Raw genomic sequence first — 20,217 nt, forward strand, 5'->3', positions numbered from 1 at the left:
GGGGTTTAAGCATCTATTTCTTGAATATCTTGTGCTTTATTGATTACTTTTTTGCCACGGTAATAACCATCAGCTGTAATGTGGTGACGCAAGTGGATTTCACCTGTTTCTTGATCTTCTGATAATGCAGGGCATGCTAGTGCATTATGTGAGCGACGCATGCCTCTTTTTGAAGGGGTTTTTCTACTTTTTTGTACAGCCATTTTCTTACTCCTTATTTTTTATATTGAGTTTTCATGTGTTTTAATATCGCAAAAGGATTGTGTCTCTCTTGCTTGATCCTCTCTTTATCTTGGTACGATTGACATTTGTGTGAATGCATCGGACTCATTGGAATGGATATTAGCACCTCATCTGTTATAAATTCAATGGTTGAAAACGCCTCATCAGCATTAAGAATTGTCTCAAAGCTTGAATCTAGTGTCCCTCCCTGTTGTTCATTTTTTAAAAAGCCAAGTTTAAAACTAGGGCTTAAATGAAGATTTACCTCATTTAAACAGCGCTGGCAATCAACCATGGCATTTAGTTTGATAATACCTTCAATACAAGGAATTGAATTGTTTTCAATATAAAAACTTAATTCAACTTTTACTTTATCATCAATATTGCTAAGTAGTTTTTTCATTCTAGGAAAGTCTTTCACATGATATGTATGTGAAAGATTTAACCCTTTTTTAGCAAAACTAAATAACTTTATAGTGTCTGGTATTCCCTGCATTGACCTTTACCAAAAAACAACTTGGTAATTTTACCAAAAAATAGATGATAATATCATTCTTTATAGAAAAAAATAATTACTCAAGCAGATTGTTGATTTTGCAATAGTCTAATTTTATTGGACACAAAGATAGCCTTATAATACAAACCATAAGGAGGTCAGTAATGACACAATATAAATCAAGAAAACAACGAGTGACTTTTACCGTTGAACATTCTGTTCAATACCCCCTTGAGGGGGAAACACTAGATTATGCCAAACTCATGGTGCATGAGAATTACACCAATAAAAAAAATCATGATAATATCAGGAGCTTGCTCCTCAGCAGTTAGCAGATGGAGAAAACAATACCTAGCAGAGCTTGGTGGACAAACACCAGAGTCAGGCAAACAGCGATTGGGTATTTAACACCTGCTCAAAAGATGGCTGAATTGAAAAAAGCGGCTTGAAATGTGTCCAAGTAGGTTAGAGCATTGCACACTCACAATAGGAGAAAAATATGAAGGTTGATAATAATATTAATCAATCGTTAAACCAAGTGCTTAAAGAATCTGACAGCATGATTAAACGTATTTTGTTTTTAGAAGGCTTGCCAAATTTACAAGATTTAGGCAAGCTCAACATTGACGAAGATGTGCCTGAAGTTTTAACAGCTAATTTAAATATGGAGCTAAGTTTTAGAGCCATACTTCAAGTAGCGATTGCTAAGGCTGAAAAGGAGAGGGATTATGTGACTCGTGATTGTCTTAAAGAGTGTTTAGAGGCATGTGAAGATAAATTGGATTATTTTGAAACACAAATTAGCCTACTTTCAAAGGTAGGTACGGACAATTATCATCAATCAATTATGTAATATAGGAGTGTTAATATGCATGGCAATACAAGCCATGCTGATCAAATTATCAAGCGCTTGCTGTTTTTAGAAGCCACACCAGATTTATCAATTCAAGAAGGTTTGAATATTGGTTGTGATGTGACATCATGCATTGAAAATGACCTTAAGCTGGAGTATAAAGTGGCAAACGATTTAAAGAGTGCTGTTAAGTTGTGCGAACAAGAGCAGGATTTTGTTACATGCACGATGCTGACAAGTCAGCTAGAAGATACCGAGCAAGACCATACTTATTGGCTGGAAAAACAATTGGGCTTGATTGAAAAATTGGGCTTGCAAAATTATATCCAATCATAAATGTAAGCTTAGCTTGCTCAAAACGTTTTAATAGCACGATTTTTCGTGCTATCTTTTTATGTTATTCCACTAAAAATATTTTTACATAAATGACTTGCAATTACAAATGATAATGAGTATCATTTGTGTTTAAGCTCTTCAAGAGAAGATGCTTACTAATAAATACTAACAAAAAAAATACAATTTAATGGAGAAGTTTAATGCAAAAGGAATATTTCATATTGTCACAAAAAGAATTGAAAGATTATTTGGCTTATTTTGATAAGTTGGCTAATTAATTAACACAGGTTAGAAATGTATTGCTTATCTCTGTTCGCTAATTATCTCCGATAGCAATCATTTCAACACCGCCTCATGCTCTTAAATCAAGTGTGAGGCAAACCAAAAAATGCATGACGGGTTTATCTCAATCCCTCAAATTCAATGGGTAAATTGGTTATGCTGGCTAGCCCCAGCCTTGTAGGGGCAATTATTTAACATGGAAAAATAAATGAAAAACAAAAATAACCACCGATACAACAAATTTAGCAGGAAAAAATATCATAACACCATCAAGTAAATCTAAGTCTTGCCATGATTGCTGTGGTGGTTGTGCTAATAAAATATAAGTATGTTTGGTTTTTGGCAAAAATATAAACTTAGTTACCTGCGTAGTCATAATCGACTAGATTTAGATTCTATGTGGCGTTTTAATTTGCCAAACCAAATGATTAAACAAACATTTCTTGATGAAATAAAGAAAGACTCAAGCAATCATTTTGAATAAGAATCGGGAGTACGAAAAGAGTGATTATTAATAAAATTAAATTAAGTGCAAATACTAGATCTATGGAAATTAGTTTAATTAATAGCGTGGCTAAGTATTTAAGAGATTTTAATGATTCACTTTTAATTGAGAATGAACTTGATTTGAATGAAATTCAGCTATTAAATAATATCTTTGCTTGTTAAGTTGTTTGAGCTGCTAAGAAAATGATATATCACAAAATTCTTATATTGTATTGCAAATAAGAACTGATATCATTTACTAACTCAAAAAATTAACCCTCTAACAAAAATAAAAGAAGGTGAATGAAGAGTGATGCGTATAAGCATCAAATTTGCAGGAATAGTTCTGCGACATTTCTAATTAAAATATATAGGATAGACACAATGAAAAGAAATAAGGTAATAGCATTAAGTATGTTAATTGTTGGCACAACTGTACTTGCAGATACAGAATATAGATACATTAAAAGATCGTATTACTGCTTTAGAGACAACGCAATCAGCAACAAGTGTTAGTGGTTTGATTGAAATGGTATACAGTTCAAGTAATGACAAGGTTGAGTTTGGCGATTTAGAACTGACTGTTTCACATGCAGTAAATGAGCAGTTTGATGGCACAATCAAAGTTAAAAGAAGAGGGGAAGATGACCCCACTAAAGAAGACGATATTATTTTAGATGAGGCAATGATTAATTATCACAATGGTGGCTTTACAGCTAGTATAGGTCGTATTGGCGTGCCATTTAGTGCTTATGAAACTGGCATGATAACAGACCCACTTACCAAGGGCATAACGAGTGCTGATAAGGGGGCAGCAAAGATATGCTAATTTAAGCGATGTTCAAGCTTCTATTTATAGTTATAAAGACACTGATAACGATACTGGTATTAGTATTAATTATGGCAATGATATTTTTAGTGCTGGCATAGATTACTTCAAAGATGGCACAACAGGTTACGACAGTTCTAATGCTTATCATTTAGGAGTTAGTTTGGACAATGGCTTGGGCTTTTATTATGAAGCTGTGAAAACTAACCAAAGCGTTGCAAATAGCATTAAGGCACAACATACTGAGTTGAGTTATGCTCACCAATTAAAAGGCATGGATGCTAGTCTTAATTTGGCTTATAGTAAGATTGATGATGGCGATAAGCAAAAAGGTTTGACTTATAGTCTTTCACTAGCAGAAGGTGTTACTGTCTTTTTTGAAAACAAAAAAGTGGATGGACAAAAAGCAGTCAATGGCTTAAAAGTTGCTTACGAATTCTAATGAAAGCAAATATTTTGAGTAAAATTTTTAAATTTAAGGAGAAATACACATGAAAGTACAAAAAAAATTGATAGTTTCATCTGCTTTAACAGTGGCAATGGCAATCTCTACTGTAAGCGCATTTTGGGGTAGTGATGAGGCTAACCCATTGTTAAGTACTTATGCAAACATTGCAACGGCAAACTACACGGATGCTTTAAATGGTGCTAAAACACTAAAGGAAAAGCTCAGAGATTTTACTAATCGTCCCACAATAGTTTTGATGGAAAATGCTAAAGCAGCATGGCTAAATGCTCGTGAATCTTATGGTCAAACGGAAGCGTTCAGATTGTCTAATGGACCTATTGATGCAGAGGAAGGTTGGTACACGTCTTATGGTGCGCCAGAAGGGCAATTAAATGCTTGGCCGTTAGATGAAAATATGATTGATTATACGACTAATGCTAAGGGTAGGAAAACGTCAGGTAATATTATTGACACCAAAGGCATATTCAATCCAGGTGGTGAAAACCCAACAGCGGTTGATGTCAGTATAATTACTCCTAGTGTATTAGCGGCTCTTAATGAAAATGGTGGCGATGCTAATGTTGCAACGGGCTATCACGCAATTGAATTTTTATTATGGGGTCAAGACCAAGATTATACTAATTTTATGAAAGATAGTGTAACCAATGGTGCGTTGGTAGCAGGTCAAAGAGCGCTTTCTGATTATACGACTAATGCAAATGCTGATCGTCGCAAGGAATATTTAAATGCAGCAGCAAGTCTAATTGTTTCTGATTTAGAGTCAATGGTTTCAGCTTGGGCAGATGGTGATAGCACTAATTACAAGGCAGCGTTATTGGGTAAAAATTCTGATGCAACTAAGAATATTGACACGAAAGTAGCATTAAGACAAATCTTTTCTGGTTTGGGTGTTTTTATTAAGTCCGAGCTTGCTAATGAGCGTATCGCAGTGGCGGTGCTTACACCTTCTGAAGAGGACGAGCACAGTTGTTTTTCTGATAACACGCATCGTGATATTACGCAAAATTTCCAAGGCTTTAAGAATTTGTTGTTTGGTACTTATGATGGTGTTGACTATGGCGTAGCACCTATTGATGCGATGAAAGATAAAACCAAGTTGATGGATTTAATTGCATCGGCTAATGCCAAAATTAATCAAATGAATACATTGGCACAAGTGAGCCGTCATTTTGATTATCAAATTCGCCCGAATGATACACAAGCTAGACAAATCAAAAAACTTAAAAATGAGTTAAGAGCTATTGGCGATCAAATGATTTATGTGGCAAAATCAAATGGTGTTGATTTGACGGTTGGAGATATAACGGATGTTGAGGAAACCAAACTATAAACGTTTAGTAATTCTTAGCATATCAACCCTTGCTGTTAGTCTAATGGCAAGGGTTTTTGCTAATGGCTTAGAAGATTTATCAACCCGTATATTAAACCAATCTTTTACACAAATTCAGCTTGACTTAAATAATGATGAGGTGGATGAGTTTATTTTAGGCAAAAGTTTTTTTCGCATTCCTTGGGTTCAAGCACCTTCTGCAACAACAGCACGTGATGGATTAGGCCCGTTATTTAGTGCCAATACTTGTGTTAATTGTCATGCAAAAAATGGTCGCGGCAAAGTATTTGAAGCAAACAATATTGTTGATAAGTCGCATGTGATACGCTTGTCTATACTGTCCAATGGCACCGATGAACATCAGCGTATGACGGCCAAAATTGGCTTTATTCCTGAGCCAAGTTATGGCGCTCAAATTAGTATTAATGGTGTGTTAGGTGTGCCTTTTGAAGCCAAGCCCTTAGTGCATTATTCAACTAAAGATATTTACTATCCTGATGGCGTTATTGTTACCTTGCAGAAACCAACAATTAAGTTAAAAAATTTAGGTTATGGCGATTTACACCCTAATACAATTGTCAGTGCTAGGATTGCACCAGCACTTGTGGGATTGGGTTTATTAGAGCAAATTACTGATGCGCAAATCCTAGCCAATGAAGATGTTCATGATGCTAATCATGATGGCATTTCTGGCAAAGCCAATCGAGTTTGGTCAAGTCAAATCAGGCAAATGGAGATTGGTCGCTATACTTGGAAGGCTTCTGCACCAACGGTAAGGCATCAATCAGCTAATGCTGCTATTAATGATATGGGTTTGACTAATCCTATTCATGAACATCAGTCGTGTACGCCAATACAAGTTGCATGTATTAATGCTTCAAAAGACGGGGAAAAGCATGAGCTGACAGCACAAAGATTAAGCGCCATTAGTTACTATTTGACACACTTAAAATTGCCAAAATCTATTGTTAAAGAACATCAAGGACAAAGACTATTCTCTGAAATTGGCTGCTCGCAATGCCACGTTCCAAGTTACTCACTACCCAACACTACTATATATCCATATAGTGATTTTCTATTGCATGATATGGGGAAGGGTTTGGCAGATTCTCGTTCAGAGTTTGATGCCTTGGGCAATGAATGGCGTACACCACCATTATGGAGACTGGGTAGAGCTGCTTTAATACTCAAAGATAATAAGAATTTTTTGCATGATGGTCGTGCACGCAACCTTGAACAAGCAATCCTTTGGCATGGTGGTGAGGCTGAAAAGTCTAAAACTTTGTTTATGAATTTACCTATTAATAGTAGGGGTAAAATATTGCAATTTTTGAATGAAATATAGGGCGAATTGATGAAATACTTGATGGCGGTTGTTTTTTTGCTTGTGTCAGTTGGTGTAAATGCAGTTGGCGAAAAATTCTTTAACCAAGTTATTATTGTTAATGCTGTATCAGCTATTAAAAATGCTGAGTTGTTGATTGATAGTATTAACCAATCTAATCAGACAGTCGTTAAAAGGCAATTTGGTAACTTAGTTTCAAGTTGGAAAAAAGTCGAAACCACTTATTTATTAGGTGATTTAAATGAGGATTATTTAGACACACCAAGATATATTGATATATTTCATGGCAATAATGAGAATATCAAATCTCAACTAGATTTAATTAATAATAATAATGATGTGCTATCTAGTGCTATGTACAAGCATTTACATAAAACCATTAACGCCTTGGAATATATACTTTTTACAAAAGATTTGTCCCATCAAAGGGTTAAAAATATGGCGTTAATGATTACTAGGTCAATCAAAAACTATTTGTCTGAAATTCTAAATGGTTATAAGGCACATCAATCAAAATTTCCTGAAAGCGAGCAATATGCCAGTGCAATTTTGCTAAATACTTTGGTTGACGGTACTTATAAACTTAAAGAGTGGCGTATTGGTGATGTGGCTAGTTTGAGTAAGAAATTTAAGAATAGACCAAACAATCATAGGGCAGAATACGCAATTAGTGGCAATAGCATGAATGCCATTAAAGCCATTCTTGCAGCACAAGTTCAGGTTATTAATTCACCAGATTATCAAGATTTCGGCGATATTGCGCGTCAATTTAAAGCAATCAAAGAGATTAACCAAGCCATTAGCGCATTAAATGATTCAATTGCTAATGCGAATGATATGTCCGAGTTTGATTTTATTAATAACAAGGGTAGGCGCTTATACCAGTCAACCAATAGGCTTATGCAAGCTTATTATATTTCTTTAATGGACAGACTGGGATTTGTCTCTAAGGTATTGGATGCTGATGGAGATTAATCCACTTGAATATTTAATAAACCCTCATAAGCGAATTTATTGGCTGTTTTTGTTAAGTTCACTGGTGATTGCTTTTATTTTTTTAAAGCATCATCCAAAACAAAAGTGTATTATTTTGTCAAAAAAACTGTGGCTACACTCTTCTAGTTTATTGGATTATGGCTATTTCATTTTTTCTGTATTTTTTAAAGTTATGGTTATTTTGCCAATACTGATGAGTGCTAAAGAAGTGGCATTATTTGTTAATATTACTTTATTAGATCAATACGGTTTTGTACGTATAGATGGCTTTTCTTATGTGCAAGTGATGGTGATATTTACACTTAGTTTATTTATTTTAAGCGATTTCACCCGCTACTGGTTACATCGTCTATTGCACTTTGTGTCATGGTTGTGGGCGTTTCATAAAGTGCACCACAGTGCCAAAGTTTTAAATCCATTGACGTTTTATCGAGTGCATCCTGTGGAATCCTTGTTATTCGGCTTGCGTTATTCCATGAGTATTGGTTTTGTGACGGGTATTTTTGTATTTTTATTTGGCAGCTTGGTGGGTGTTTATGATATTTTAGGGGCTAATTTATTTTCTTTTATGTTTTCATTATTAGGCTCTAATCTTAGGCATTCACATATTAAGTTAGGTTTTGGCAATGTGGTTGAGCGATTTTTAATTTCTCCACTACAACATCAAATTCACCATTCTAGAAACCATGTTAATACCAATTTTGGTGGTTTTTTGTCAATCTGGGATTATCTATTTGGTACATTAACCCTTTCAAAAAATGTAACTAATATTAAATTTGGCTTAGAAAAGGCGCAGATGAAAAACTTTCAAAGCCTGCAAGGTTTATTACTTTTCCCTTTTGTTGCTATTTATAAGCAAATAAAAAGCAAACATTTTATATCGTATTTTGTAGCATTATGCCAATTTCAAAGACTAAAAAAAGAACAATGAAACGTAGAGATTTTATTAAAACATCCATATTGGCTAGCAGCGCTTTGGCGATAGGCTGCAGTGATAAAAAGTCTGCCAAATTGTCCCTGCCTGACTACGCAGATAGAACTTTTGTTGTGCCACCACTCATTGAGCCTGAAATTATTAATGGTAAAAAGATTTTTAAATTTTCAATCAATCACAACACAACAGAAATTTTTAAAGGCAAGTTAACCCGTGTATTGGGCTATGGTAATAGCCTTCTAGGCCCAACTATTCGGGTGAATAATACAGATGATATAGGATTTGAAATAACCAATCATTTGTCAGTCAACACCACCACGCATTTTCATGGATTGCATTTGCCAGCCAAAGAAGATGGCGGTCCGTATCAAATTATTCCACCTAATAAGACGTGGAAACCCAGCTGGCGTATCAATCAATTAGCCTCAACCCAGTGGTATCACCCACATCTTGAGGGTTATACGGGTGAGCAAGTGTATAAAGGTATGGCGGGTTTTTTCTTAATTGATGATGAAACATCCAAATCATTAGACATTCCTAAAACCTATGGTGTTGATGATTTACCCATGGTGATTCAAGATAGGCGGTTTGATGAAGATGCCCAATTGCTTTATTTAAATAAGGGCGATTTTGATAAATCAGGTGGCATGAAAGGGCATACAATTTTGGTGAATGGCAGACCTGTGCCTATTTTAAATGCACACGCCCAAGTGATTAGATTGAGAATACTCAATGGCTCTAATGCAAGAATTTACAATTTGGGCTTCGAAGGTGACATTCAGTTTTATCAAATTGCTAGTGATGGTGGTTTTTTAGAAAAACCAGTGCCGCTCACTCGGGTGTTATTAGGTCCTGCAGAACGCGTGGAAATTTTGCTTGATTTGAGTAAAAATAAGGGAAAAACCTTACGACTAAAAAGTTTCAGTGCTGAATATTATGACAAACAAAAGCTTAATGGACATCAGTTTGGCGGGCCATTTAAAGTAGGTGGTACAGGTCGTCTGTCGCATTCAGTAGATGCGCTAGACAAAGTCAATTTTGATATTATGAGTATCCACGTTAGTCAATCAACTAGCACCAATGCTGTTAAAAAAATTCCTAGTAAACTCACCAAAATAACCCGATTAAAAGCATCAGATGCCGTTAAAACTAGGTATTTTGGATTAACAGTCATGAGTGGTTTTAGAATCAACAGACGAGTGTTTACCTCCATGTTTAAAACCATCAACGGTATTGCGCTTGAAGGCGAGCATATGTTGCATTTAATTAACGGCATGCAAATGGACATGAGTATGATTAATGAAGTGGTTAAAAAAGGTGATATTGAAATTTGGCGAATTACCAATGGTGCGCACACCACACATCCTTTTCATATTCATGACATTCAGTTTCAAATTCTTGATAGGGAACAAGGTGATGGCTCGGACCCAATACCACCTAATGAAAATGAGTGTGGCTGGAAAGACACTGTACTACTCATGCCAGAAGAAACCGTACGAGTGATTGCTAAATTTGACCACTACGCTGATACTGAGTATCCTTATATGTATCATTGCCACATATTAGAACATGAGGATGCAGGCATGATGGGACAGTTTTTGGTAGTGGAGCCAGAGGATTTTGACACGGTCATGGCTGATATTGATAACAATAAAAGAATACCATTAAAGTCTTTTTGCAAGGTTAGTTAACCATGGCATTCTTTTTAGTTATCTTGTATAATGATGAGAATCATTCTCATTTTTATTATTAAATGCTATCAATTAACGATTTATCAATTGCTTATCAAACCACTCAAGTTTTAAATGAATTTAATTTGAGCCTTGCTACAGGTGATATTTTTGCATTAACAGGCGATAGTGGTAGTGGAAAAAGCTCAGCACTTAGATTTATTGCTGGTCTTGATGAGGTGCAAAGTGGACAAGTAGTTTTAGATGGTAAGCAATTATCCAACAATGGCGTACATAAAATAGCACCAGAATTAAGAGAGATAGGCATGGTGTTTCAAGATTATGCGTTATTCCCGCATATGAATGTTAAAAAAAACATTGCTTTTGGTATTCACTATTTATCAAACAGCGAACAAAAAGCAAGGATTGAAGAATTGCTTTTGATGATTGACTTAGAGGGTATCGAGAAAAAATACCCACACCAGCTTTCAGGTGGAGAGCAACAGCGTGTTGCCTTGGCTCGTGCATTAGCACCCTCGCCAAAATTATTATTATTGGATGAACCATTTTCTAGTTTAGATAAGAACCTTCAAGAACAACTAGTGTTACAAGTTAGAGATATTTTAAAAAAAACCAACGTCACTTCCATTCTAGTAACACACGACAAACATGAGGCGACTATTTTTGCTGATAAAGTAGGGGTGATCGAGAATAGGCAGTTGACTATTAATTAATAATAGATATCATTTGTAATTGATAATCATTATCAATCGTGTAACTTAGTCAATTTTTCATAAGGAGAAAAATCAGAATGAATAAAAAAACATGGGTACCATCAATATTGGTAGTGTTGGCACTGGTAGTAACTAGTGTTGGCATAGCACAAGCAAAAAGTGAAGACTCAGTCACCGTATACAGCTCTAGAAAAGAGCATCTAATTAAGCCATTATTTGAGTCTTTTACAAAAGATACAGGTATTAAAGTGACGTACTTAACGGGTAAAGGCGGTGCATTGATTGAGCGTTTAAAATTGGAAGGTAAAAATACCAAAGCTGACATGTTCATGACCGTAGATGCGGGCAATCTTTGGTATGCAGCCACACAGGGTTTGTTTCAAGCAGTACAAACACAAACATTAAAAAGCAATATTCCAAGCCATTTAAGAGACCCTAAAGGTTTGTGGACGGGTTTATCGGTGCGTGCAAGAACCATCGTTTATAGCACTGAACGTGTTAATCCAACTGATTTATCCACTTATGAGAATTTGGCAGATGCTAAATGGTCAGGTAGGTTGTGCTTAAGAACCAGTAAAAAGATTTATACCAAATCATTGGTGGCATCGATAATTTATCATCAAGGCAAAAATAAAGCAGGTGATATTATTAGTGGTTGGGTGAATAATTTGGCAGCCACGCCCAACGCTAAAGATTCTCATATTATGAATGCAATTGTTTCAGGTCAATGTGATGTTGGCTTGGTAAATACTTATTATTTTGGTCGTTTAATTGCTAAAAACACTAATGTACCATTGAAGCTATTTTGGGCAAATCAGGATACCACGGGTGTACACGTGAATGTATCAGGCGTTGGCGTGACAAAATATGCCACCAATGCCAAGGGTGCTATTAAATTATTAGAGTGGTTATCAGGTGCTAAAGCGCAAGCTATTTATGCCTCGCTTAATAAAGAATACCCAGCCAATCAAAATGTTGCTTCAGATGAAGTGGTATCAAGTTGGGGCTCGTTCAAACAAGATAAAATGAATTTGGCGCAAACGGGTGTATTGCAAGCTGATGCAGTGAAGTTAATGCAAATAAAAGGTTACAGATAGACTCTTTTTTATATGTTATAAACCTAAGGCTTAGGAAAGTCTTAGGTTCTTCTGTTTTTAAAATAGTATTAGTAAAAATTAAAAAGAAGTATTTTGGAAAAAAACTGCCTTAAATCAAAAATTTGGATTAGTGTATTGGCACTATTAGTGGCTATGCCAATTTTTGTCGTGGCTTTATCGTGGTTGTTTCCAGAGCGTGAATTGTGGGCACATTTTTCCACTGTTTTATTACCAAGTTTAATCAGTGCTACTGTGGTTTTACTTATTGGTGTAGGGCTAGGCGTTACACTTTTGGGTACAATTTTAGCGTATTTGGTGGTGATGGTGGAATTTCCCGGTAGACGATGGCTAGAGTGGGCGTTGTTTCTGCCTTTTGCCATTCCTGCATACGTACTGGCTTTTGTATATTTAGGTGTGTTTGATTATTCTGGCTATGCACAAGTGTGGATGCGTGAAGTGTTGGGCTTGCCAGGATTTGATATCCGCACTGGATCGTGGGCGATTATTCTTACTTTTGTGTTGGTATTTTACCCTTATGTATACATGATGGCACGCGCCTCATTTAAACGCCAAAAGATTAATATAATTGAAGCCGGTCAATTGTTAGGCGCCAGTCCTTTACGTGTGTTTTTTAAAATATCTCTACCCATGGCACGCCCAGCTGTTGCTGCTGGATTGCTAGTAACGTTGATGGAAACACTGGCTGATTTTGGCGTGGTTAGTTTGTTTAATTTTGATACTTTTACTACGGTAATTTATTCGGCTTGGGGTGATTTTCGTTCCATTGAATTGGCAGCACAATTAGCATCATTATTAGTGTTAGTGGCATTTTTCTTAATTTTTTTTGAAAAAAAAGCACGTGGTCAAGCAAAATATTATTCAAATGACGTATCTAATAAAAAGCCTTACTATGCTTTAGGCTTTTTTGGCTGGCTGATTAGTTTGTTTGTGTTTTGTGTGTTTATGCTTTCTTTTGCTATGCCTATGTTGCAATTAATCATTTGGGGTTGGGCGTCTATGGGTCAGGAATGGAGTGTTAAGTATGTTGATTTGATTATTTCAACTTCGGTGTTAACCACATCAGCCGCTTTAATAACGGTGAGTATTGCTATTATATTGGCATTACCCAATCGTTGTAAAAGGAACAGTCCTTGGCTTAAAGGTTTGATTAGTATGGCAACGTTAGGATATGCATTACCAGGCTCAATTATGGCTGTTGGGTTATTATATGGCATTAATCAAGTGTCAGAAATCAGTGTATATTTTGGAGGTCAAAGTATTAATCATATTATTTTTGGCTCCATTGCTTTGTTGTTATTTGCTTATGTATCTCGTTTTATGGCAATTGGTTATAGTTCCATTAAAGCCAGTGCCGAGCAAATTAAGCCCGTGTTTACCCAAAGCGCACGTCTGCTTGGTGCGTCACGCTTACGTCTTATTTGGCAAATATACTTACCCATGATGACGCCAGGAATTTTGGCAGGTGGTCTGTTGGTGGCTGTTGATGTGATGAAAGAATTACCAGCCACTTATTTATTACGCCCATTTGGCTGGGATACATTAGCAGTTCAGGTGTATGAATTAAGTGCTGAAGGTTTGTTTGAACGAGCCGCTGTACCGGCACTTATAATGGTATTATTCGGCGCAGTGCTAATGTTGATATTTCAATTATTGGATAAAAAATCTTCAAAAAACCTTTAAAACGAGGCCTTTGTATAAATATAAATAATCATCACTCTTTGTTTGTACCCCCTTGAGGGGTAAAATACCATCTTTCATCAATTTAAAAAATTCCCAGATTGATAAAATCTGTTATTTTGCCAATCATCCCTATTTATGCAAAGGTCTCTAAAACAAAGTTGTAAACAATAATTGATGATGTTATTTGTCTATACATTTATAATAGCATTCAAAAAACAAGTCTTAATTGAATTGGCTAAAACTTTTATATGACATGGATGATTTATTAAACATTAACGGTGTTACTTGTGCAGCAATCAATGCTGGCATTAAACGTGCACAAAATTCATCAGCAAACTCGAGCACTAACGACACTGAAAAGCTAGACTTATCTATTGTTAGCTTGGAAAAAGGCACACAAACTGCAGCTGTTTTTACGCAAAATGTATTTTGCGCTGCACCTGTATTGGTGGCAAAAAATCATCTTAATCATACCATTAAAGCGTTGGTTATTAATAGTGGCAATGCTAATGCAGGCACGGGCTTGGGCAGTGATAGTGTCGGGCTTAAAAATGCCTATAAGGTTTGTGAACTGGTGGCAAAAGAGTTGAATATTAAGACTGAAGAAGTATTGCCATTTTCAACAGGCGTGATTGGGCAAGTGTTGCCTATGGCTTGTTTTGAGGACAATGTATCTGCACTGGTTTCTAGTTTGGCAATAGACAACTTATCCCAAGTGGCACAAGCTATTATGACCACTGATTTGGTCGATAAAGTCCATTCTGAACAATTTAAAATAGGTGGTGATCTAATTACCACTACTGGCATTGCTAAAGGTTCAGGCATGATTCGTCCTGACATGGCAACCATGCTTAGTTTTATTTTTACCGACATTAAAGCCACTCAGTCTGAGTTGCAAAATTGCTTAATTCAAGCCGTTAATCAATCCTTTAATCGCATTACTGTAGATGGCGACACCTCTACTAATGATGCCTGTACGTTAAGTGCGACTGGCACATCTGGTGTTAAAATTAATGATTGTATGGATGAGTTTCAACAGTCACTAAATGCTGTCACCAAAACGTTGGCACATAAAATTATTAAAGATGGTGAAGGTGCAACTAAGTTTGTCGAAGTGTGCGTTAAGGGTGGAGCAAGCACTAAGGATTGTCTTGAAGTAGCCTATACGGTTGCACATTCACCTTTGGTTAAAACTGCTTTATTTGCTTCTGATGCAAATTGGGGGAGAATTCTAGCAGCAGTAGGGCGTGCCAATATTGCACATTTAAAAGTTGAACAGGTGAGTATTTATTTAGGTGACGTGTGTTTGATTAAAGCGGGGGAGTTGAATACTCACTACACTGAAACGCAAGGTCAGGCACAAATGGCAAAATCTGAAATTGTTATCACCATTGAAATTGGCAAAGGCGCTTCAAAAGAAAGCGTATGGACAACTGACCTTTCTTATGACTATATAAAAATTAATGCGGAATACAGGACTTAATGATCATGAGTGTTTATAGACTTTTAATTTCATGTCCAGATGCACATGGTTTAGTGGCTGTAGTCAGTCAATTTATTTTTAAGCATCAGGGTAATATTAAGGAGGCTCACCATCACCTTGATGAACAAAACCAACATTTTTTTATGCGCATTGAAATTGAATCAAGCTCTTTGTCTTGTTCCTTAAGTGAACTTAAAGATGCCTTTACCTTAGTTGCCAATCAATACAATATGGTTTGGCGATTAAGTGATGTGGCGCAATTAAAAAGAGTATTAATTATGGGCTCTAATTCCTCTCACTGTGTGGCAGATTTATTGCACCGCAGACATGAGCTTGAATTAGAAGGTGAGATTGTTGGTGTACTATCAAACCACAGTAAGCTTTCCAAATTAGCCAGCTGGTATAGTGTGCCGTTTAAGCAAGTGAGTATCCATCAATCAACTAAAAATGATGATATTGCCAAAATGAGCAAAGCAGTCAATATATTTAATCCCGATGTAATTGTTTTGGCACGCTATATGCAAATCATTCCTAAAGACCTGTGCAATCAATACAAAAATAAAATTATTAATATTCATCATAGCTTTTTGCCATCATTTGCAGGTGCAAATCCATATTCTCGTGCTGCGCAACGGGGGGTTAAATTAATCGGCGCAACTTGTCATTATGTGACTGGCGTGTTAGATGAAGGCCCGATTATTGAACAAGACGTCACTAGGGTGAATCATGGTGATAGCGCTAATGATATGAAGAAAATGGGGCAAGATATTGAGAAAATTACACTAGCAAAAGGCTTGCAATATCATTTGGAAGACCGAGTATTAACTTGCCATAATAAAACCATTGTGTTTTCTTAGTGGTTAATTGACATTGATAATGGTTGGTATTATTTCGTAAAATAGTCATTAATGGAACTAATTCCTTATTTTGAGTTTGTTTTACCGCTGATATTTTTTGTGGTGGCGTTTGTGTATTCCTCCATTGGTCTTGGCGGTGGTTCGTCTTATACAGCATTGATGGTGATTGTTGGTATGAGTACATTAGTTGTTCCTATGATGTCTTTGTCGCTTAATTTGTTTGTTAGCACTTTAGGTAGTTATAATTTTTTGCGCAATAAACACGGCAAGTTGTCTATTATTTTGCCATTTTTGATATCTGCCATACCTTTTGCCTATCTGGGCGGCACATTACATTTGTCAAAAACTACATTTTTATGGGTATTATTAATGTCACTTATTGTGGTTGCTGTGCGTATTTATTTTTGGAAAAATGCTGGCTTTAGACTAGATTTAAACCATCAGAAAAAATCATCATCCCTTTAGTTTCTGGTTCAATACTTGGGTTGGTTTCAGGTATTGTTGGTATAGGTGGTGGGATATATTTAATCCCTATTATGTTTAGAATTGGCTCCCCAAAAGAGGCGGCAGCAACAGCTGCAATTTTTGTTTGGAGTGTGTCATTTTCTGGGCTTGTTTCATGCTTGCAATATAACTCGATTGATTTAACACAGTATATGCCACTTATTGCAGCAGTCATTATTGGTGGCTTTTTGGGTTCCTATATAGGTTCATTTAGATTGAGTCCAAAAGCCATGGAAAAAATATTAGGTCTTATTATTTTAGTAGCGATTGCATTTTTATTTAAAAAGTTATTGTTTTAACTACTTGCAATAATGAATGCTTTAAAGCGTTTGGCAATGGGTGAGAGTTTATTATTATTGTGCACCACATGCCAGTGGCGAGTAATGGGGAATTTTTCAACATTAAGCTGCTTGATAACACCACTTTGTAATTCTAACTTAACCGTATGCTTAGAGACAAAACCAATACCTAGCCCTGCTTGAACTGCTTTAATGGTTGCTTCGTTAGAGTTAATTTCAATATTTGAATTAAATTGCATGCCTGTAATGCGCTCAATAGTAATACGTGTGCCTGAGCCTTGTTCACGGGTAATTAAAGTTTCACGCATAAGTGTTTTAATGGTGTTGTGATTATTAGCAAGTAATGGGTGTTTAGGATGTGCAATAGCGATGAGCGGATTTTCCATAAAGGGCTGTGTTATTAGTGGCATGTCTGATGGTGGTTCTCCCATGACCACTAAATCAGTTTCATTGTTACTTAGTTTTTCAAGTAGCAATTTGCGATTGGTCACTTCTAGGTGAAAAGTCATTTTTGGATATTGTTGTTTAAATTTTGCCAAGACGTGGCTAATGAATGAGTTGGTTGTGGTGGCAACTACAATTTGCAGATGTCCAGAGTCAGGATCTAGTGTTTGTTCAATATCAGATTTGGTTTGTTCTAGCTTGTTAATCACTTCTAAACAGGTTTGATATAGTTTATTTCCAATAAAAGTAGGATAAATGCTTTTGCCTTTAATATTAACCAAATCAGAACCAATATTTTTTTGCAGTTGTTGGATTTGCATATATACAGCAGGTTGTGTAATATTAAGCTCTTTGCTGGCTTTGGTAAAACTGGATAGACGTATTACCGCTTCAAAGCTGTATAGTTGTTTTAATGTATAGTTAATCATTTTGATGAGATTTATTTGTTAGAAAAATCATAAGTAAATATTATTATTTACTAAAAAATATTATTTTACATTATTTAAATGTTCTTGTATCATGGGTATTTTTTAATAAACAGGAGTCCACAATGGATCAATCCAATAGATACGCCGATTTGTCATTAGACGAAGAAACGTTAATTAAAGAAGGTAATCATTTCCTTGTTGCCTATACTATGACACCAATGCCTGGCTTTGGTGGTTATTTAGAAACAGCAGCTCATTTTGCTGCTGAAAGTTCAACAGGTACCAATGTGGAAGTATCAACTACTGATGATTTCACTAAAGACTTAGATGCGATGGTGTATGAAATTGATGAAGCTAAAGGCATCATGAAAATTGCATATCCTAACAACTTATTTGACCGCAACTTAATTGATGGTCGTGCTATGGTTGTGTCATTACTTACTCTGATTATTGGTAATAACCAAGGCATGGGTGATGTTCAATGTGCTCAAATCCAAGATTTCTGGATTTCAAGAAAATTCTTAGAAATTTTTGACGGTCCTTCTATGGACATCACTGATTTATGGAGCATCTTAGGTCGTCCTAGAACTGATGGTGGTTATATTGCAGGAACAATTATTAAACCTAAGTTAGGTCTTCGTCCAAAGCCTTTTGCTGAAGCGGCATACCAGTTCTGGCTGGGTGGTGATTTTATTAAGAATGACGAACCTCAAGGTAATCAAGTTTATGCTCGCATGAAAGATGTAACGCCTTTAGTTGCTGACTCTATGAGACGTGCGCAAGATGAAACTGGCGAAGCTAAAATTTTCTCTGCTAACATTACCGCTGATGATCATCATGAAATGTGTGCTCGTGCTGATTACATCTTAGAAACTTTTGCTGAAAATGCGCATCATGTAGCTTTCTTAGTTGATGGTTATGTTGGTGGCTGTGGTATGATTACTACTGCACGTCGTAACTACCCTAATCAATACTTGCATTATCATAGAGCAGGTCATGGCGCGATTACTTCTCCAAGTTCTGTGCGTGGTTATACTGCTTTTGTTTTGGGTAAACTTTCTCGCCTAATGGGTGCGTCCGGTATCCATGTAGGTACAATGGGATTTGGTAAGATGGAAGGTGGTGCTGATGATAGACATATTTGTTACATGTTAGAACGTGACAGTGCTGATGGTCCTTTTTTCCATCAAGAGTGGTTTGGCATGAAACCTACTACTTCAATTATTTCTGGTGGTATGAATGCACTACGCCTTCCTGGTTTCTTTGAAAATTTAGGTCATGGTAATGTTATTAACACGTCTGGTGGTGGTTCTTATGGCCATATCGATTCTCCTGCAGCGGGTGCTAAGTCACTGCGTCAAGCCTATGAATGTTGGATGGCGAAAGCAGATCCAATTGAGTTTGCTAAAGACCATAACGAATTTGCTCGTGCATTTGAGTCATTCCCGGGCGATGCTGATTCTCTATATCCTGGTTGGAGAGACAAGCTAGGCGTTCACAAGTAAAACTTGTAGTAAGTAGTTCATAAAAAGCCTCTGCCACATGCAGGGGTTTTTTATATAAAGTATTAAAATATAAACATTATAAATTTAGGATAGGACCATGTCAGATTTCGATATCAACCAATTTAAAATTAAATTAGAGCCTTTTTATGAAGCTCAGTCAAACGAAGTAGAACTATACACTACAGCATATAATGCAAAATTACCAGTGATGGTCAAAGGGCCAACAGGTTGTGGTAAATCTCGTTTTATTGAACACATGGCTTATAAGCTAGACAAGCCTATTATTACCGTATCTTGCAATGAAGATATTACTGCTTCGGACTTGATTGGTCGTTTTTTACTAGATGCTAATGGTACTCGTTGGGTAGATGGTCCATTAACACTAGCAGCACGTCATGGTGCAATTTGTTATTTGGATGAAATTGTAGAAGCACGCCAAGATACAATGGTGGTTATCCATTCCCTGACTGACCATAGACGCGAACTAATGTTAGATAAAAAAGGTGAACTTGTCAAAGCACACCCAGACTTTCAATTGGTGATTTCATATAACCCAGGTTATCAATCATTAATGAAGGATCTTAAGCAATCAACTAAGCAGCGCTTCACTGGTATGGATTTTGATTATGCTAATGCTGAATTAGAAGCCAGTATTGTTGTTAAAGAATCAGGTGTTGATGCTAATATTGCAACTAAATTAGTCAAACTTGCTCATGCGACTCGTAATTTGGTTGGTCACGGGCTTGATGAAGGCGCATCAACACGACTGCTTAATTATGCAGGTACATTAATTGCCTCAGGTGTTGGCGTGAAAGATGCTTGTAACATGGCACTGGTATGCCCAATTACTGATGATGCAGAAATTCGCACCACCATGAGTGGTGCAATTGACGCAATTTTTGACTAAAAGTTATTTA

At 36.3% G+C, this 20,217-nt stretch carries 25 protein-coding genes; 21 read left to right on the top strand and 4 right to left on the bottom strand.

From position 1 onward, the window contains the following. Positions 1-5: 5 nt before the first annotated feature. The gene (gene rpmF, locus CVFO_RS04355; RefSeq protein WP_201338861.1) at positions 6-203 is read right to left on the bottom strand and encodes a 50S ribosomal protein L32; all 198 of its coding nucleotides are present in this window, start codon (positions 201-203) and stop codon (positions 6-8) included. Positions 204-214: 11 nt separating this feature from the next. Beyond that, entirely contained in the window at positions 215-718 is a 504-nt protein-coding gene (locus tag CVFO_RS04360) for a YceD family protein (RefSeq protein WP_201338862.1), read from the bottom strand. 164 nt (positions 719-882) lie between these two features. Between CVFO_RS04360 and CVFO_RS04365 the strand changes: the two genes are divergently transcribed. The 4 genes from CVFO_RS04365 to CVFO_RS04380 all read left to right on the top strand — a co-directional run bounded on the left by CVFO_RS04365 (position 883) and on the right by CVFO_RS04380 (position 1,907). After that, positions 883-1,050 carry a hypothetical protein gene (locus CVFO_RS04365; protein WP_201338863.1) on the top strand — a complete coding sequence of 56 codons (168 nt, stop codon included), beginning with the start codon at positions 883-885 and terminating at the stop codon, positions 1,048-1,050. Next, positions 989-1,126 (top strand): hypothetical protein, encoded by a 138-nt coding sequence (locus CVFO_RS09475; protein ID WP_201338864.1) that lies wholly within the window; start codon positions 989-991, stop codon positions 1,124-1,126. The genes CVFO_RS04365 and CVFO_RS09475 overlap by 62 nt, the downstream gene beginning before the upstream one ends. A 91-nt stretch (positions 1,127-1,217) precedes the next feature. Further along, positions 1,218-1,571 (top strand): ferritin-like domain-containing protein, encoded by a 354-nt coding sequence (locus CVFO_RS04375; protein WP_201338865.1) that lies wholly within the window; start codon positions 1,218-1,220, stop codon positions 1,569-1,571. A 15-nt stretch (positions 1,572-1,586) separates the two neighbouring features. After that, positions 1,587-1,907 carry a ferritin-like domain-containing protein gene (locus CVFO_RS04380; protein ID WP_201338866.1) on the top strand — a complete coding sequence of 107 codons (321 nt, stop codon included), beginning with the start codon at positions 1,587-1,589 and terminating at the stop codon, positions 1,905-1,907. Positions 1,908-2,376: 469 nt separating this feature from the next. Here the strand turns inward: CVFO_RS04380 and CVFO_RS04385 are convergent, their stop codons facing one another. Then, positions 2,377-2,565, bottom strand: coding sequence for a hypothetical protein (locus tag CVFO_RS04385; RefSeq protein WP_201338867.1), 189 nt, complete (start codon positions 2,563-2,565; stop codon positions 2,377-2,379). 128 nt (positions 2,566-2,693) lie between these two features. On the opposite strand from CVFO_RS04385, the gene CVFO_RS04390 reads away from it, so the two are divergent. The 15 genes from CVFO_RS04390 to CVFO_RS04460 all read left to right on the top strand — a co-directional run bounded on the left by CVFO_RS04390 (position 2,694) and on the right by CVFO_RS04460 (position 16,923). Continuing rightward, complete coding sequence (locus CVFO_RS04390; RefSeq protein WP_201338868.1) at positions 2,694-2,858, top strand: hypothetical protein; 165 nt, start codon at positions 2,694-2,696, stop codon at positions 2,856-2,858. 256 nt (positions 2,859-3,114) lie between these two features. After that, the gene (locus CVFO_RS04395; RefSeq protein ID WP_201338869.1) at positions 3,115-3,504 is read left to right on the top strand and encodes a hypothetical protein; all 390 of its coding nucleotides are present in this window, start codon (positions 3,115-3,117) and stop codon (positions 3,502-3,504) included. After that, entirely contained in the window at positions 3,473-3,946 is a 474-nt protein-coding gene (locus CVFO_RS04400) for a hypothetical protein (RefSeq protein WP_201338870.1), read from the top strand. The genes CVFO_RS04395 and CVFO_RS04400 overlap by 32 nt, the downstream gene beginning before the upstream one ends. A gap of 49 nt (positions 3,947-3,995) precedes the next feature. Beyond that, positions 3,996-5,303 (top strand): imelysin family protein, encoded by a 1,308-nt coding sequence (locus CVFO_RS04405; protein WP_201338871.1) that lies wholly within the window; start codon positions 3,996-3,998, stop codon positions 5,301-5,303. Between the two features lie 43 nt (positions 5,304-5,346). Continuing rightward, positions 5,347-6,648, top strand: coding sequence for a di-heme oxidoreductase family protein (locus tag CVFO_RS04410; protein WP_225879204.1), 1,302 nt, complete (start codon positions 5,347-5,349; stop codon positions 6,646-6,648). A 21-nt stretch (positions 6,649-6,669) separates the two neighbouring features. Continuing rightward, positions 6,670-7,623, top strand: a complete 954-nt coding sequence (locus tag CVFO_RS04415; RefSeq protein ID WP_225879205.1) for an imelysin family protein — start codon at positions 6,670-6,672, stop codon at positions 7,621-7,623. Further along, on the top strand, positions 7,613-8,575 hold the full coding sequence (locus CVFO_RS04420; protein ID WP_225879206.1) for a sterol desaturase family protein: 963 nt from the start codon (positions 7,613-7,615) through the stop codon (positions 8,573-8,575). The genes CVFO_RS04415 and CVFO_RS04420 overlap by 11 nt, the downstream gene beginning before the upstream one ends. Then, complete coding sequence (locus CVFO_RS04425) at positions 8,572-10,269, top strand: multicopper oxidase family protein (RefSeq protein WP_201338874.1); 1,698 nt, start codon at positions 8,572-8,574, stop codon at positions 10,267-10,269. Before CVFO_RS04420 ends, CVFO_RS04425 begins: the two co-directional genes overlap by 4 nt. Before the next feature lie 62 nt (positions 10,270-10,331). Next, on the top strand, positions 10,332-10,982 hold the full coding sequence (locus tag CVFO_RS04430; protein ID WP_201338875.1) for an ABC transporter ATP-binding protein: 651 nt from the start codon (positions 10,332-10,334) through the stop codon (positions 10,980-10,982). Positions 10,983-11,059: 77 nt separating this feature from the next. Continuing rightward, entirely contained in the window at positions 11,060-12,079 is a 1,020-nt protein-coding gene (locus CVFO_RS04435) for an extracellular solute-binding protein (protein ID WP_201338876.1), read from the top strand. A 93-nt stretch (positions 12,080-12,172) separates the two neighbouring features. Beyond that, positions 12,173-13,780 (top strand): ABC transporter permease, encoded by a 1,608-nt coding sequence (locus CVFO_RS04440; RefSeq protein ID WP_201338877.1) that lies wholly within the window; start codon positions 12,173-12,175, stop codon positions 13,778-13,780. A 253-nt stretch (positions 13,781-14,033) separates the two neighbouring features. Further along, the gene (gene argJ / locus CVFO_RS04445) at positions 14,034-15,263 is read left to right on the top strand and encodes a bifunctional glutamate N-acetyltransferase/amino-acid acetyltransferase ArgJ (RefSeq protein ID WP_201338878.1); all 1,230 of its coding nucleotides are present in this window, start codon (positions 14,034-14,036) and stop codon (positions 15,261-15,263) included. Positions 15,264-15,268: 5 nt separating this feature from the next. Continuing rightward, entirely contained in the window at positions 15,269-16,120 is an 852-nt protein-coding gene (gene purU / locus CVFO_RS04450) for a formyltetrahydrofolate deformylase (RefSeq protein ID WP_201338879.1), read from the top strand. A gap of 51 nt (positions 16,121-16,171) precedes the next feature. After that, positions 16,172-16,585 carry a TSUP family transporter gene (locus CVFO_RS04455; RefSeq protein ID WP_201338880.1) on the top strand — a complete coding sequence of 138 codons (414 nt, stop codon included), beginning with the start codon at positions 16,172-16,174 and terminating at the stop codon, positions 16,583-16,585. Between the two features lie 11 nt (positions 16,586-16,596). Beyond that, positions 16,597-16,923, top strand: coding sequence for a TSUP family transporter (locus CVFO_RS04460; protein ID WP_225879353.1), 327 nt, complete (start codon positions 16,597-16,599; stop codon positions 16,921-16,923). Here CVFO_RS04460 and CVFO_RS04465 read toward each other — a convergent pair. Continuing rightward, complete coding sequence (locus CVFO_RS04465; RefSeq protein WP_201338882.1) at positions 16,920-17,795, bottom strand: LysR family transcriptional regulator; 876 nt, start codon at positions 17,793-17,795, stop codon at positions 16,920-16,922. The genes CVFO_RS04460 and CVFO_RS04465 overlap by 4 nt on opposite strands. A gap of 122 nt (positions 17,796-17,917) precedes the next feature. Between CVFO_RS04465 and CVFO_RS04470 the strand changes: the two genes are divergently transcribed. Continuing rightward, the gene (locus tag CVFO_RS04470) at positions 17,918-19,300 is read left to right on the top strand and encodes a ribulose-bisphosphate carboxylase (RefSeq protein WP_201338883.1); all 1,383 of its coding nucleotides are present in this window, start codon (positions 17,918-17,920) and stop codon (positions 19,298-19,300) included. A gap of 97 nt (positions 19,301-19,397) precedes the next feature. Further along, complete coding sequence (locus CVFO_RS04475) at positions 19,398-20,207, top strand: CbbQ/NirQ/NorQ/GpvN family protein (protein WP_201338884.1); 810 nt, start codon at positions 19,398-19,400, stop codon at positions 20,205-20,207. Positions 20,208-20,217: the final 10 nt, after the last annotated feature.

It is taken from the genome of Isorropodon fossajaponicum endosymbiont JTNG4 (assembly GCF_016592615.1).
Lineage (GTDB): Bacteria > Pseudomonadota > Gammaproteobacteria > PS1 > Pseudothioglobaceae > Ruthia.

What these genes read in the sequence shown, in the direction of transcription:
- rpmF (WP_201338861.1), bottom strand. Translation starts at nt 203, where the DNA reads ATGGCTGTACAAAAAAGTAGAAAAACCCCTTCAAAAAGAGGCATGCGT.
- CVFO_RS04360 (WP_201338862.1), bottom strand. Translation starts at nt 718, where the DNA reads ATGCAGGGAATACCAGACACTATAAAGTTATTTAGTTTTGCTAAAAAA.
- CVFO_RS04365 (WP_201338863.1), top strand. Translation starts at nt 883, where the DNA reads ATGACACAATATAAATCAAGAAAACAACGAGTGACTTTTACCGTTGAA.
- CVFO_RS09475 (WP_201338864.1), top strand. Translation starts at nt 989, where the DNA reads ATGAGAATTACACCAATAAAAAAAATCATGATAATATCAGGAGCTTGC.
- CVFO_RS04375 (WP_201338865.1), top strand. Translation starts at nt 1,218, where the DNA reads ATGAAGGTTGATAATAATATTAATCAATCGTTAAACCAAGTGCTTAAA.
- CVFO_RS04380 (WP_201338866.1), top strand. Translation starts at nt 1,587, where the DNA reads ATGCATGGCAATACAAGCCATGCTGATCAAATTATCAAGCGCTTGCTG.
- CVFO_RS04385 (WP_201338867.1), bottom strand. Translation starts at nt 2,565, where the DNA reads ATGACTACGCAGGTAACTAAGTTTATATTTTTGCCAAAAACCAAACAT.
- CVFO_RS04405 (WP_201338871.1), top strand. Translation starts at nt 3,996, where the DNA reads ATGAAAGTACAAAAAAAATTGATAGTTTCATCTGCTTTAACAGTGGCA.
- CVFO_RS04410 (WP_225879204.1), top strand. Translation starts at nt 5,347, where the DNA reads ATGGCAAGGGTTTTTGCTAATGGCTTAGAAGATTTATCAACCCGTATA.
- CVFO_RS04415 (WP_225879205.1), top strand. Translation starts at nt 6,670, where the DNA reads ATGGCGGTTGTTTTTTTGCTTGTGTCAGTTGGTGTAAATGCAGTTGGC.
- CVFO_RS04420 (WP_225879206.1), top strand. Translation starts at nt 7,613, where the DNA reads ATGGAGATTAATCCACTTGAATATTTAATAAACCCTCATAAGCGAATT.
- CVFO_RS04425 (WP_201338874.1), top strand. Translation starts at nt 8,572, where the DNA reads ATGAAACGTAGAGATTTTATTAAAACATCCATATTGGCTAGCAGCGCT.
- CVFO_RS04430 (WP_201338875.1), top strand. Translation starts at nt 10,332, where the DNA reads ATGCTATCAATTAACGATTTATCAATTGCTTATCAAACCACTCAAGTT.
- CVFO_RS04435 (WP_201338876.1), top strand. Translation starts at nt 11,060, where the DNA reads ATGAATAAAAAAACATGGGTACCATCAATATTGGTAGTGTTGGCACTG.
- argJ (WP_201338878.1), top strand. Translation starts at nt 14,034, where the DNA reads ATGGATGATTTATTAAACATTAACGGTGTTACTTGTGCAGCAATCAAT.
- purU (WP_201338879.1), top strand. Translation starts at nt 15,269, where the DNA reads ATGAGTGTTTATAGACTTTTAATTTCATGTCCAGATGCACATGGTTTA.
- CVFO_RS04455 (WP_201338880.1), top strand. Translation starts at nt 16,172, where the DNA reads ATGGAACTAATTCCTTATTTTGAGTTTGTTTTACCGCTGATATTTTTT.
- CVFO_RS04465 (WP_201338882.1), bottom strand. Translation starts at nt 17,795, where the DNA reads ATGATTAACTATACATTAAAACAACTATACAGCTTTGAAGCGGTAATA.
- CVFO_RS04470 (WP_201338883.1), top strand. Translation starts at nt 17,918, where the DNA reads ATGGATCAATCCAATAGATACGCCGATTTGTCATTAGACGAAGAAACG.
- CVFO_RS04475 (WP_201338884.1), top strand. Translation starts at nt 19,398, where the DNA reads ATGTCAGATTTCGATATCAACCAATTTAAAATTAAATTAGAGCCTTTT.